This is a genomic window from Mesorhizobium sp. WSM4306, assembly GCF_007003975.1.
Classification (GTDB): domain Bacteria; phylum Pseudomonadota; class Alphaproteobacteria; order Rhizobiales; family Rhizobiaceae; genus Mesorhizobium.
Window position 1 is genome coordinate 90,646 of the sequence record NZ_VFTC01000020.1, and the last position, 12,880, is coordinate 103,525.

Genomic DNA, 12,880 nt, shown 5'->3' on the forward strand with positions numbered 1-12,880 from the left:
AGGTTGCTCTAGACAACAAGACCGACGGGAGGTTCCAATGAGCGAAGCCGTGGACGCGAAATACGCTCCGCTCGATGTCATCACCATCGGTCGCGCTTCCGTCGACCTCTATGGCCAGCAGATCGGCTCGCGGCTGGAGGACATCGGCTCCTTCGCCAAGTCGGTCGGCGGCTGTCCGGCCAACATTTCGGTCGGCACGGCGAGGCTCGGCCTGCGCTCGGCGCTGCTCACCCGCGTCGGCGACGAGCAGATGGGCCGCTTCATCCGCGAACAGCTGCGGCGCGAAGGCGTCAATGTCGACGGTCTCAAGACCGACAAGGAACGGCTGACGGCGCTGGTGCTGCTTTCGGTCGAGAGCGAGGGCGTTTCGCCGATGATCTTTTACCGCTCGGACTGCGCCGACATGGCGCTGGCGCCGGAAGACATTGACGAGGCCTTCATCGCCTCGGCGCGTTCCATCGTCGTCACCGGCACGCACTTTTCCCGACCCAACAGCGACGCCGCCCAGCGCAAGGCGATCCGCATCATCAAAGCCAAGGGCGGCAAGGTGGTGTTCGACATCGACTACCGCCCCAATCTCTGGGGCCTAGCCGGCCATGCCGAAGGTTTTGAGCGCTATGTCAAATCCGACCGCGTCTCGGCCCAGCTGAAGACGGTATTGCCCGATTGCGATCTCATCGTCGGCACCGAGGAAGAGATCATGATCGCCTCGGGCGCCGACGACTGCCTGAGCGCGCTGAAGACCATCCGCTCATTATCCTCGGCCACCATCGTCCTGAAGCGCGGCGCCATGGGCTGCATCGTCTATGACGGGCCGATCAGCGACGATCTCGAAGACGGCATCGTCGGCAAGGGCTTTCCGATCGAGATCTACAATGTGCTCGGTGCGGGCGACGCCTTCATGTCCGGCTTCCTGCGCGGCTGGCTGGGTGGCGAAGACCATGCCACGGCAGCGACCTGGGCCAATGCCTGCGGCGCCTTTGCCGTGTCGCGGCTGCTCTGTGCGCCGGAGTATCCGACCTTCGAGGAGTTGCAGTTCTTCCTCAAGAACGGCAGCAAGCACCTGGCCTTGCGCAAGGACGAGGCGGTCAACCACATCCATTGGGCAACGACGCGCCGGCGCGACATCCCCTCGATGATGGCGCTCGCCTGCGACCATCGTGTCCAGCTCGAGGACGTCGCTGCCAAGACCGGCGCCGATCCGGCGCGCATCCGCGATTTCAAGGTGCTGGCGGTCAAGGCTGCGGCGAAAGTCGCCGCTGGCCGTGACGGCTATGGCATGCTGATCGACGAGAAGCACGGCCGCGAGGCGATGTTCGAATTCGCCAGGCATCCCTTTGCCTGGCTCGGCCGCCCGGTCGAACTGCCGGGCTCGAGGCCGCTGCGCTTCGAATTCTCGCAGGACATCGGTTCGCAGCTGGTGGAATGGCCGGTCGACCACTGCATCAAATGCCTGTGCTTCTACCATCCCGACGATCCGGCAGAACTCAAGGAAGAACAGCAGCAGAAACTGCGCGCGCTGTTCGAAGCCGCGCGCAAGGTCGGCCGCGAATTGCTGGTCGAGATCATCGCCGGCAAGCACGGCAAGCTCGACGACACCACGATCCCACGCGCGCTGGAAGAACTCTATGCGCTGGGCATCAAGCCGGATTGGTGGAAGCTCGAGCCGCAGGCCTCGGCCGGCGCCTGGGCCAAGATCGAGGCCGTCATCCTCAAGCACGATCCGTGGTGCCGTGGCGTCGTGCTGCTTGGGCTGGAAGCGCCGCAGGACGAGCTGGAAGCTGCCTTCGCCGCCACCGCCAAGGCGCCCATCGTCAAGGGCTTTGCCGTCGGCCGCACCATCTTCGTCCACGCGGCCGAACAGTGGTTGGCCGGCAAGATGTCGGATGACGAGGCGATCGCCGACATGGCGTCGCGCTTCGAACAGTTGACCGAAGCGTGGCTTGCCGCGCGTGGCCGCAAAGCAGCATAAAGGCGCGGCACAGGACTGCGGAGGAAAACACTATGACGAAGACAATTCGCCTGACGATGGCGCAGGCGCTGACCCGCTTTCTCAGCAAGCAGATGACCGAGATCGACGGCAAAAAAGTGCCGATCTTCGGCGGCGTCTGGGCGATTTTCGGACATGGCAATGTCGCCGGCATCGGCGAGGCGCTCTACCAGGTGCGCGACGAACTGCCGACCTTCCGCGCCCACAATGAACAGGCGATGGCGCATGCGGCGATCGCCTATGGCAAGGCCAATTTCCGCCGCCGCTTCATGGCCGCGACCTCGTCGATCGGTCCCGGCGCGCTCAACATGGTGACGGCGGCAGCCCTTGCATACGTAAACCGGTTGCCCGTCCTGTTTTTACCGGGCGATGTCTTCGCCAATCGCATTCCTGATCCGGTGCTGCAGCAGGCCGAGGATTTTTCCGACGGCACGGCGACGGTCAACGACTGCTTCCGTCCGGTGTCGCGCTATTTCGACCGTATCACCCGACCGGAACAGATCATCCCGGCGCTGAGCCGAGCCATGCAGGTGCTGACCGATCCGGCGGAGTGCGGCCCGGTGACACTGTCGCTTTGCCAGGACGTGCAGGCCGAAGCCTATGACTATCCCGAGAGCTTTTTCGCCGAGCGCGTCTGGCACCAGCGCCGGCCGCGTCCGGACCGGGGCGAACTGGCAGCGGCTGTGGCGGCGCTCAAGGGCGCCAAGAAGCCGCTGATCATTGCCGGCGGCGGCGTGCTGTATTCGCAGGCATCGGACGAGTTGGCGAAATTCGCCGAGGGCGCCGGCATTCCGGTCTGCGAGACGCAAGGCGGCAAATCCTCGCTGCCGGACAAGCATCGGCTCAACATGGCGGCGGTCGGCGTCACCGGCACCTCGGCCGCCAACCGGCTGGCGGAAGAAGCCGATGTCGTGCTGGCCATCGGCACGCGCCTGCAGGATTTTACCACCGGCTCGTGGGCGCTGTTCAAGAATTCCGGCAAGACGATCATCGGCTTGAACGTGCAGCCTTTCGACGCCGGCAAGCATCGTGCGCTGCCGTTGGTCGCCGACGCGGCCGAAGGGCTCGCCGAACTCGGTGCTGGGCTCAAGGGCTGGAAGGCGCCTTCCGCCTGGACCGACAATTCGGCTGCCGGCAAGAAGGCCTGGCAGGCCGAAGCCTCGAAGGTGACGGCGTCGACCAACGCCGCCTTCCCTTCGGACGCGCAGGTGATCGGCGCCGTGCAGCGCGCCATGGGCTCCGGCGTGACCTTGCTGCATGCCGCCGGCGGTCTGCCCGGCGAGTTGCACAAGCTCTGGCAGGCCGGCGCGCCCGGCTCCTACCACGCCGAATACGGCTTCTCGACCATGGGCTATGAGATTGCCGGCGGCCTCGGGGCGAAGATGGCCAAGCCGGACGAAGAGGTCGTCGTCATGATCGGCGACGGCTCCTATCTCATGCTGAATTCCGAGATCGCCACTTCGGTGATGCTCGGCCTCAAGCTCACCATCGTACTGCTCGACAACAGGGGCTATGGCTGCATCAACCGGCTGCAGATGGCCACCGGCGGCGCCAACTTCAACAATCTGCTGAAGGACTCGCGCCACGAGGTTCTGCCCGACATCGACTTTGCCGCGCATGCCGCCAGCATGGGCGCGATATCAGAAAAAGTGCCGTCGATCGCCGGACTGGAAAACGCGCTGCAAAAGTCGAAGAAGAACGACCGCACCACCGTGCTGGTCATCGACACCGACCCGCTTGTCTCCACCGACGCCGGCGGCCACTGGTGGGATGTGGCGGTGCCGGAAGTCTCCGCGCGTAGCCAGGTCAACGCGGCACGCAAGGCCTATGACGAAAAGCGGCAGATGCAGACCATCGGCGATTGATGCTAGCTCCCTTCTCCCCGTCACTATACGGGGAGAAGGTGCCGGCAGGCGGATGAGGGGCAGCGCCAGCAGCCGAAGATGAACTGTTAAACCGGAGTGACGACTTGAAAGCCAAACTGGGCATGTCCCCCATTGCGTGGTGGAACGACGATCTTGCCGAACTCAGCGACGACGTATCGCTGGAAGAATGTCTGCGCCAGTCGCGCTCGGCCGGCTTTACCGGCATGGAGATGGGCCGGCGTTTCCCCAACGATCCCGCTGTCATGCTGCCGATCCTGAAAAAGGCCGACGTCACGCTGTGCGGAGGCTGGTTTTCCGGCACGCTGGTCGATGAAGACATGGGCAAGAACAAGGATCGCATCCAGCCGATGATCGACCTGTTCAAGGCGGTCAACGCGCCTTGCATTGTCTATGGCGAGGTCGGCCGCTCGATCCAGGGCGACCGCTCCAAGCCGCTCGCCACCAAGCCGAAATTGTCGGGCGACGAGATGAAGGCCTATGGCCGGCGACTGACCGAGTTCGGCGAATGGTGCGCCGAACAAGGCATGCCGCTCTCCTACCACCATCACATGGCGGCGGTGGTCGAGACCGAGCCGGAGCTCGACGCCTTCATGCGCCATTCCGGCGACGGCATTCCACTGCTGCTCGATGCCGGCCATCTCGCCTTTGCCGGCGGCGACGTGCTGCGCGCCATCGACAACCACCACAAGCGCATCAGCCATGTCCATGTGAAGGATGTGCGTATGGCCGTGATCGACGGGCTCGACCGCACGAAACAGTCCTTCCTCGATGCCGTGGCGCTCGGTGCCTTCACCGTGCCGGGCGACGGGTCGCTGGATTTCGGCGCCATCGTGCAGCGCTTCGCCGATTACGGTTATGAAGGCTGGTTCGTCGTCGAGGCCGAGCAGGACCCGAAGAAGAACCCGCCGCTGAAGATGGCGCAGGTCGGCCACAAGGAGCTGATGCGGGTGATGACGGCAGCAGGTTACACGGTGGAGACGCAAGGGTTCCCCAATGTATGATGCGACGGGTTTCCGCCGAGCCAGCTTGCTGTAGATTGGCCCGATGAAAGATTACGAACACCCATTCTTCCGGCCACTGTGGCGGCGCGTTGCCGTCGTCGCCGTCTGCGTGATCTGGGCGATCATCGAATTCGCCTCCGGCACACCGTTCTGGGGGGTGATCGCGCTCGGCTTCGGCGGCTATGCCGTCTGGCAGTTCTTTTATCTGTACAAGCCGGCTGAGGAGGGCAAGGCTTCGGCCGACGAACCAAAGACCGGCACCGAACCGAAGGAATGACCGGGTTCCATGGCGCCTACGTTTTTGTGGATCGGATACTACGCGCGTTACGGTTCGCATACGTCGGCGATTAGCCAGAACGCCCCGAGCTTCGTCATCCTAGGGCGGAGCAAGGAGCGCAGCGACGCAGCGCAGACCCTAGGATCCATGCCGTGACATGGAAGCGTTGCGACCGTGCAGAATTCTGCTCCGCTGTGCCCTCGGTAGAGGTCACGGAATGGATCCTAGGGTCTCCGCGACGGAGCTTCGCTCCTGCTTCGCCCTAGGATGACGAAGTTTAGAGCGACCGGCCAATCTCCAAAGTTGGTTCGCGAGACTGCAAGCAGGCTTGAAAAATAGGGAGACAAAAATGTCGAAACTGCTCGTCAAAGCCGACAAGGGCCATGGCCGCGTCGCCCATGTCACGCCCAAAAGCGCCGGCTGGACCTATGTCGGCTTCGACCTGCACCGGCTGAAGCCGGGCGAGACCGCTTCCGGCAAGACGGGCGACCGGGAAGTCTGCCTGGTGTTCGTCACCGGCAAGGGCACGGGAACAGCCGGCGGCCAGGAGCTCGGCCTGCTGGGCGAACGCATGTCGCCCTTCGAGGGCAAGCCATGGTCGGTCTACGTGCCTGAGGGGTCGGACTGGTCGGTGACGGCCGATACCGTTCTTGAACTGGCGGTCTGTTCGGCTCCGGCCCTTGGCGGCGGCCTGCCGGTGCGCGTCATCGCGCCCGACGATCTCGGCCAGGAAGTGCGCGGCAAGGGCACCAACACGCGCTACGTCACCAACATCCTGCCGGAAGGCAAGCCGGCCGACTCGCTGCTGGTGGTCGAGGTCATCACGCCCGGAGGCCACACGTCGAGCTATCCCCCGCACAAGCACGACCAGGACAATCTGCCTGCCGAATCCTATCTCGAGGAAACCTACTATCATCGCCTCAACCCGCCGCAGGGCTTCGCCTTCCAGCGCGTCTACACCGACGCCGATAAGAACGGCGCCCGCGAACTGGACGAGGCGATGACGATCGAGGACGGTGATGTCGTGCTGGTGCCCAAGGGCTACCATCCCTGCGCCGCCTGCCACGGCTACGACCTCTATTATCTCAACGTCATGGCCGGTCCGAAGCGGACGTGGAAATTCTACAATGCGCCCGAGCACGAATGGCTGATGAAGGCCTGAACAGCCGAAGCTATTGGTCCAGCAGAGAAAAATCGTCGGCTAAGGACTTGTCCGGTCGATTTGCCATCGAAAACCCTTCAAAGCTTCGTCAATCCGTCATGGAAATCACCTATGGCAGCGGGCTGACGAGGATTTCTCATGCGTTATGCCATCTATTTCACCCCGAGGCAGGACGAACCGCTGGCGCGGCTCGCCGCCAACTGGCTGGGACGCGACCCTTTTGGCGCCGCTACCAGGCCGGTCGAGGCGGTGGGCGACCTGTCGGCGGCGGAAGTCGCCTTCCACACCGCATCGGCGCGCCGCTACGGTTTCCATGCAACGCTGAAGGCGCCGTTCCGGCTGGCCCCGAACGAGACGGAAGCCTCGCTGCGTGCCGCCCTCGACGTCTTTGCCGAGGCAGCGCCGACCGTCACCATCCCGCGCCTCATCGTCAGCCAGATCGACGGCTTCTTCGCTTTGGTGCCGGAAGGCCCGCTGCCGCCGCTCAACCGTTTTGCCGATGATGTCGTGCTTGGCTTCGATCGTTTTCGCGCCCCGCTGACCGAGGCCGAGATCGAGCGGCGCAGCCCGGATTCGCTGAAGCCGGCCGAGTTCCGCAATCTCTGCCAATGGGGCTACCCCTATGTTTTCGAGACCTTTCGCTTCCACATGACGCTGTCCGGCCGGGCCGGGCCACAGGAAAGCCAACGTCTGCGCGCAGCAATCGACAGCCTGTTCGGCGAGGTGCTGCAGCAGCCGGTGCCGGTGGATGCGCTGACGCTGTTTGTCGAAACCGAACCGGGCGCCCCATTCATGGTGCTCTCCCATCATGCGCTCGGCCGCCGCGCGGCCAGAAAAACCGCCTGACCACGTCGCCTGAAAACCTAAGGACTGCCTGAAATGACCGCCGAGACCGTTTTGACCAATGCCCGCATCGTGCTTGCCGACGAGATCGTCGAAGGGTCGCTGCTGCTGCGCGACGGCCTTGTCGCCGGCATCGACGCCGGTCATGGGCGGAGCGGCGAGGATATGGGCGGCGACTACATCATTCCCGGCCTGGTCGAGCTGCACACCGACCATCTCGAAGGCCATTACGCACCGCGGCCGAAAGTGCGCTGGAACCCGATCGCCGCCGTCCTTGCTCATGACGCGCAGGTGGCCACCGCTGGCATCACCACGGTGCTCGATGCCTTGCGCGTCGGCATGGACGAGGATGCGGATCTCACCTCCGACGACATCCGCAAGCTGGCCGATGCCATTGAGGACAGCGTGGCGCAGGATCGCCTGCGGGCCGACCACTTCCTGCATCTGCGCTGCGAGGTTTCGGCGCCGGACTGCCTGCAGGCCTTCGCCAATTTCGACGGCGACGAGCGCGTGCGGCTGGCCTCGCTGATGGACCATGCGCCGGGGCAGCGCCAGTTCGTCAATCTCGAGACCTACGCCTATTACTATCAGCGCAAGCTGAAGCTGACCGATCGCGATTTCAAGCTGTTCTGCGAAAAGCGGATGGGGGAATCGGCGCAGAATTCGGGGCCGAACCGGGTGGCGATATCAGCCGCCTGCCAGGAGCGCGGCATCGTGCTCGCAAGCCATGACGATGCCACATCAGGCCATGTCGACGAAGCCATCGAACAGGGCGTGCGCGTTGCCGAATTCCCGACTACGCTGGAAGCTGCCAAGGCTTCGAAAGAGGCCGGGCTCGGTGTGCTGATGGGCGCGCCCAACGTCATGCGCGGCGCCTCGCACTCCGGCAATGTTTCGGCCCGCACGCTGGCCGGCGACGGCCTGCTCGACATCTTGTCGTCCGACTACATTCCCTTCAGCCTGATCCAGTCGGCCTTCTTCCTCGGCGACGTCGTCGAAGGCATTTCCCTGCCGCAGGCTGTGGCCATGGTGTCGAAGAACCCGGCCGAGGCCATCGGCCTCAACGACCGCGGCGTCATCGAACAGGGCCGCCGCGCCGATCTGGTGCGCGTGCGCGTCGACGACCATGTGCCGGTCGTGCGCACCGTCTGGCGCCAGGGACGCCGGGTCGCCTGATGGTCTCGGCATCGATCGAGCGCGAACTCACCGCCGAGGCCTTTCCGGTCCGCAACGGCGTCTTCGTCGCCGTCGTCGGCCCGAGCGGCGCCGGCAAGGATACGGTCATCGGCTATGCCAAGGCGCTATTTGCCGATGAGACAAGGCTGGAGTTCGTCCGCCGGGTCATCACCAGGCCGAGCGACGCCGCGAGCGAGGACCACGACACGCTGGCCGACGCCGCCTTTGTCGAGGCCGAGGCCGACGGCGCTTTCGCCATTTCCTGGGAGGCGCACGGCCTGCGCTACGGCATCCCGGCCGATGTCGACTGGTCGATAGCCAACGGCCACGTCGCGGTCGCCAATGTCTCGCGCGCGGTCATTCCGGTGCTGCGTGAGCGCTACGCCAATCTGGCCGTGGTCGAGATCACCGCTGCCCCGGAAATCCTCGCCGAACGGCTCGCCCAGCGCGGCCGTGAATCGCGCGGCGAAGTGCTGGCACGCCTCGCCCGCAGTGCCAATGTCGCTTTGTCCGGACCCGGCGTCACCTCGATCGACAATGGCGGTCCACGCGAAGCCGCCGGCGAGCGTTTCGCCGAGGTGCTGCGCAAGGCGATGGCGTTCTCGGATATGTCCGGCGTGATTTAGCTCTACTCCGCCGCCACACTCTTGCGGCTGGCGTCGAGCATCAGCCGTCTTGCCCGGAACACGCCCCATTGCTGGTCGACCAGCACGCCGATGAGGATCACCCCGCCCATCACCGCGAAGTTGAGTGAAGACGGGATGCCGAGCAGATTGACCAGGTTCTGCAACTCCTGCAGCAGCACGGTGCCGAGGATGACGCCGACCAGGGAACCTTCGCCGCCGCGCAGCGAGAAGCCACCGAGCACGGCCGCGGCGATGGCGTAGAGTTCATAGAACTGGCCGTGGCTGGCCGGCGAGATCGAGCGCGTATACATGGCGAAGTAGATCGCCGACAGCGCCGTCAGCACGCCGCAGATGACATAGGCGGCCATGACGACGCGCCCTGTTCGGATGCCGGAATATTTCGCCGCTTCCTCGTTCTTGCCGATGGCATAGAGGTAGCGTCCGAACACCGAGCGGTGCAGCACCACCCACATCACGATGGCAATGACGATCAGCGCAATGAAGCTGTTCGGTACGCCCCAGGATCGGCCCGCCGTCAAGAATTCGAGCTCCGGGAAATTTTGCCCGAAGCCGAAGCCCGCCGTGCCATCGGCGGTGTAGAAGCGCGCCACGCCGCGATAGATCAGCAGGCCACAGAGCGTCACCACGAAGGGCTGCAATTTGAGCCGGGTGATCAGCCAGCCATGCACCAGCCCGATGATGGCGCCGAGCACCAGGATCAGCGGCAGCGCAATCGGCCATCCCAGACCGCGTACGGCGATGAAGTCGATGAACAGCGTACCGAGCAGCGCAACCACCGAGCCGACCGACAATTCGATGCCGCCGGTGATGATGACGAAGGCCTGGCCGATCGACAGGATGCCGAACAGGCCGATCAGGTTCGAGGTATTGGCAAGGTTGATCGGCAGCAGGAAGCGCGGATTGATGATCGCCACCACGGCCCCGACCACCAGGATCAGGATCAGCAGGCCGAGATCTTTCTTGCTCATCGTCTTCTCCCCAATGCCCGCTTGAGCAGGTTCTGCAAAAAAATGTTCCGCGCGACCCGCGGCAAAACAAAGCCTAATTCGGCTTCTTGCCGACAGCCAGCAGAAGCACGTTCTCCTGGCTGAAGTGCTCCTTGTCGAGAATGCCCGAGATCTGGCCCTCATGCATGACGGCGATGCGGTCCGAAACGCCGATCACCTCTTCCATGTCGCTGGAAATCATCAGCACGGCGACGCCGGCATCGGCCAGCGCCCGCATCAGCCCGTAAATCTCGGCCTTGGCGCCAATGTCGATGCCGCGAGTCGGCTCGTCGAGGATCATCACCTTGGGGTTCATGGCCAGCCATTTGCCCAGCACCACCTTCTGCTGGTTGCCGCCCGATAGCGTGCCGGTGCGCGTCTGCACCGACGGCGCCTTGATGCCGAGATTGGCTTTCTGCTTCTCGGCCGTGGCGGCCTCGGTGCTGGCGGAAACCAGCGAGCGCCTGGCATGTGCCGGCAAATTCGGCAGCGAGATATTCTGGGCAATCGACAGGTCGAGCAGGATGCCGGTCAGTTTGCGGTCTTCGGGCACCAGAAAGATGCCTTGCGCGACGGCATCCGCTGCGGAGCCGAGCACAACTGGCTTGCCATCGAGCTCAAGTGCGCCGCCAAGCGTGCTGTCGATGCCGAAGAACACCCGCGCCAGTTCGGTGCGGCCGGAGCCGACAAGACCGGCAAGACCGAGGATTTCGCCACGCCTGACGTCGAGGTCGACCGGCCGGGCAGGGTAGGCGGGGGTGCGAACAGCTTTGGCCGAGAGTGCGGTCGCGCCCGGTGCCCGGGCCGCTTCGGAGGCCTTCTCGCGCTCCTTCAACATGCGGCCGATCATCAGCTTGACCATCTGGTCGTGGTTGATGGCGCTCTTCGGCAAGGTGCCGGCCAGCATGCCGTCGCGCAGCACCACGACGCGGTCGGCGACGCGCTCGATCTCGTGCAGGCGGTGCGAAATGAAAATGACGCTGATGCCGTCGGCCTTCAGCGCCTTGATGACGTCGAGCAGCTTGTCGGTCTCGGCGATCGGGAGGCTCGATGTCGGCTCGTCGAGGATGACCAGCCTCGCCTTGATCGACAACGCCTTGGCGATCTCGACCATCTGCTGCTGGGCAAGCGACAGCGCCGAGACCGGCGTGTTGGCGGAGAAATTGGCGCCGACGCGCTTCAACAATGGCGCCACCATGTCGCGCAGCCTCGCGCGGTCGACCAGTCTCAGCGGCCCGCCCCGCAACGGTTCGCGGCCGAAGAAGATGTTGGCGGCGACGTCGAGGTTTTCGAACAGATTGAGTTCCTGGTGCACGAAGGCGATGCCCGACCTCAGGCTGCCTTCGACGGTTAGCCCGTCATGCGCAACGCCGTCGACGGCAATGGTGCCGCTATCCGGCCTGGTGACGCCGCCGAGGATCTTCATCAGGGTCGATTTGCCGGCGCCGTTTTCGCCGACGAGGCCGATCACCTCGCCGGGTCTGACCTCCATGGAAAAACCATCCAGCGCGACAACGCCCGGATAGGTCTTGCGCACGTTCTCGAGGCCGAGGAACGGGGTAGTCGCTGCAATGGATGTGTCGGAATAGTTCATCAAGCCTGACAGCAGCCGCTGGGCCAAAACGGCCCCTTCAGCAGACTGACGGGCCTTCGCCCGCCCGTCAACACGATCACCGGCCCAAGGCGAACCTTGAGCCGGCGTAACTGCTCGTGGCCTCAGTTTCCGGACATCGCCTTCAGATTGGCCGCATAGGTGTCGACATCGTCCTTGCCGATGATCTTGGTCGGGATGATGATCAGGCCGCCTTCCGGAATGCCGGATTTGTCGCCCTTGAGATAGGCGGCCATCAGCTTCATGCCCTGATAGGCCCATTCGAAGGGCTGCTGCACGACGGTCGCCGCCACCGTGCCTTCCTTGACACCGCCCAGCGTGATCGGATCGTCATCGAAACCGACGACGGTGATCGAACCGAGCTTGCCGGCGTCGCGCAGTGCTTCATAGATGCGCGGCGTGTTGTAGGAATAGAAGCCGACCATGCAGGTGATATCGGGGCTGGCGACCAGCGCGTCCTCGACATTCTTCTTGGCGCGCGCCTGATCGATATCGTCGCCGCGCACGTCGACCAGTTCGATCTTGCTGCCGGCCAGGCCGTCCTTCATGCCCTGGATGCGTTCCTTGGCATTGTCGGCGCCGAGCAGGCCGACGAAGCCGAGGCATTTGCCACCGTCCGGCATCGCCTTCTTGGCAATCTCGGCCGCCTGCTTGCCGGCATCGACATTGGACGAGCCGATATAGGCGACGCGCTTCGTCTGCGGGGCATCGCTATCGGTGGTGAACAGCGCTGTCTCCGAGGCGATCTTGTTCAGACCGTCGGTCGAGGTCTTGGGGTCCACGGCCGAAACCATGATGCCCTTGACGCCGGCCGTCACCAGATCGTCCATCAGCCGCTGCTGGATGGCGACCGAGGACTGCTCGGGATATTTGAGCTCGAGATTGTAGTCTGGCAGTTCGCCCTGCGCCTTCTTGACGCCGGCTTCGGCGGCCTTCCAGAAGTCGGAAGCGCCGTTGACGACGAAGGCCAGCGTCGGCTTGTCGTCGGCGCGCGCAATCGCTGTCGCCGTCAGGCCAAGCAGCAGGGCTGCGGTGGCGACGGATGCATGTCGTATCAAGGAATTCATGTTCAACCTCCCATTTTGGTTCAGTCGTCGGACTGACCGTTCTTGCCTTCACCTGAATTTGCCGCTTGCGGCTTGGACGCCCTCCTCCCCAGGGGTTCCCGGCACTCAAAAGAATGGCGTCGTTCCAGTCACGATGCGGACTTTAGAGACTCATCTCGCGCTCGTAAATAGTCTGATTTGTCTGACATATCACATGTCCGAAACAAAGCTTGGGGAGGCAATCCCCGCTCGCC

The 12,880-nt window shown here is 64.0% G+C and carries 11 protein-coding genes; 8 read left to right on the top strand and 3 right to left on the bottom strand.

Annotation, left to right across the window (positions count from 1 at the left end; translation table 11 throughout):
* Positions 1-37: 37 nt before the first annotated feature.
* The 8 genes from iolC to phnN all read left to right on the top strand — a co-directional run bounded on the left by iolC (position 38) and on the right by phnN (position 8,961).
* A complete protein-coding gene (gene iolC / locus FJV77_RS22085) occupies positions 38-1,972 on the top strand; it encodes a 5-dehydro-2-deoxygluconokinase (RefSeq protein WP_142868731.1) in 1,935 nt (644 codons plus the stop codon).
* A 32-nt stretch (positions 1,973-2,004) separates the two neighbouring features.
* A complete protein-coding gene (gene iolD, locus FJV77_RS22090) occupies positions 2,005-3,855 on the top strand; it encodes a 3D-(3,5/4)-trihydroxycyclohexane-1,2-dione acylhydrolase (decyclizing) (RefSeq protein ID WP_142868732.1) in 1,851 nt (616 codons plus the stop codon).
* A gap of 104 nt (positions 3,856-3,959) precedes the next feature.
* The gene (iolE, locus tag FJV77_RS22095) at positions 3,960-4,877 is read left to right on the top strand and encodes a myo-inosose-2 dehydratase (RefSeq protein WP_142868733.1); all 918 of its coding nucleotides are present in this window, start codon (positions 3,960-3,962) and stop codon (positions 4,875-4,877) included.
* A gap of 43 nt (positions 4,878-4,920) precedes the next feature.
* The gene (locus FJV77_RS22100) at positions 4,921-5,154 is read left to right on the top strand and encodes a DUF3329 domain-containing protein (RefSeq protein WP_142868734.1); all 234 of its coding nucleotides are present in this window, start codon (positions 4,921-4,923) and stop codon (positions 5,152-5,154) included.
* A gap of 349 nt (positions 5,155-5,503) precedes the next feature.
* Positions 5,504-6,316 (top strand): 5-deoxy-glucuronate isomerase, encoded by an 813-nt coding sequence (gene iolB, locus FJV77_RS22105; RefSeq protein WP_142868735.1) that lies wholly within the window; start codon positions 5,504-5,506, stop codon positions 6,314-6,316.
* 138 nt (positions 6,317-6,454) lie between these two features.
* On the top strand, positions 6,455-7,162 hold the full coding sequence (locus tag FJV77_RS22110) for a DUF1045 domain-containing protein (RefSeq protein WP_142868736.1): 708 nt from the start codon (positions 6,455-6,457) through the stop codon (positions 7,160-7,162).
* A gap of 33 nt (positions 7,163-7,195) precedes the next feature.
* Positions 7,196-8,335, top strand: a complete 1,140-nt coding sequence (locus tag FJV77_RS22115; RefSeq protein WP_142868737.1) for an alpha-D-ribose 1-methylphosphonate 5-triphosphate diphosphatase — start codon at positions 7,196-7,198, stop codon at positions 8,333-8,335.
* Positions 8,332-8,961 (top strand): phosphonate metabolism protein/1,5-bisphosphokinase (PRPP-forming) PhnN, encoded by a 630-nt coding sequence (phnN, locus tag FJV77_RS22120; RefSeq protein WP_185970399.1) that lies wholly within the window; start codon positions 8,332-8,334, stop codon positions 8,959-8,961. Before FJV77_RS22115 ends, phnN begins: the two co-directional genes overlap by 4 nt.
* 2 nt (positions 8,962-8,963) lie before the next feature.
* Here the strand turns inward: phnN and FJV77_RS22125 are convergent, their stop codons facing one another.
* The 3 genes from FJV77_RS22125 to FJV77_RS22135 all read right to left on the bottom strand — a co-directional run bounded on the left by FJV77_RS22125 (position 8,964) and on the right by FJV77_RS22135 (position 12,647).
* On the bottom strand, positions 8,964-9,950 hold the full coding sequence (locus FJV77_RS22125; protein ID WP_142868738.1) for an ABC transporter permease: 987 nt from the start codon (positions 9,948-9,950) through the stop codon (positions 8,964-8,966).
* A 73-nt stretch (positions 9,951-10,023) separates the two neighbouring features.
* Positions 10,024-11,562, bottom strand: coding sequence for a sugar ABC transporter ATP-binding protein (locus FJV77_RS22130; protein ID WP_142868759.1), 1,539 nt, complete (start codon positions 11,560-11,562; stop codon positions 10,024-10,026).
* A 122-nt stretch (positions 11,563-11,684) separates the two neighbouring features.
* Entirely contained in the window at positions 11,685-12,647 is a 963-nt protein-coding gene (locus tag FJV77_RS22135; protein ID WP_142868739.1) for a sugar-binding protein, read from the bottom strand.
* Positions 12,648-12,880 lie beyond the last annotated feature (233 nt).

Coding starts and splice junctions, on each gene's coding strand:
- iolB (WP_142868735.1), top strand. CDS start 5,504: ATGTCGAAACTGCTCGTCAAAGCCGACAAGGGCCATGGCCGCGTCGCC.
- FJV77_RS22100 (WP_142868734.1), top strand. CDS start 4,921: ATGAAAGATTACGAACACCCATTCTTCCGGCCACTGTGGCGGCGCGTT.
- FJV77_RS22135 (WP_142868739.1), bottom strand. CDS start 12,647: ATGAATTCCTTGATACGACATGCATCCGTCGCCACCGCAGCCCTGCTG.
- FJV77_RS22110 (WP_142868736.1), top strand. CDS start 6,455: ATGCGTTATGCCATCTATTTCACCCCGAGGCAGGACGAACCGCTGGCG.
- iolC (WP_142868731.1), top strand. CDS start 38: ATGAGCGAAGCCGTGGACGCGAAATACGCTCCGCTCGATGTCATCACC.
- FJV77_RS22125 (WP_142868738.1), bottom strand. CDS start 9,950: ATGAGCAAGAAAGATCTCGGCCTGCTGATCCTGATCCTGGTGGTCGGG.
- iolD (WP_142868732.1), top strand. CDS start 2,005: ATGACGAAGACAATTCGCCTGACGATGGCGCAGGCGCTGACCCGCTTT.
- FJV77_RS22115 (WP_142868737.1), top strand. CDS start 7,196: ATGACCGCCGAGACCGTTTTGACCAATGCCCGCATCGTGCTTGCCGAC.
- FJV77_RS22130 (WP_142868759.1), bottom strand. CDS start 11,562: ATGAACTATTCCGACACATCCATTGCAGCGACTACCCCGTTCCTCGGC.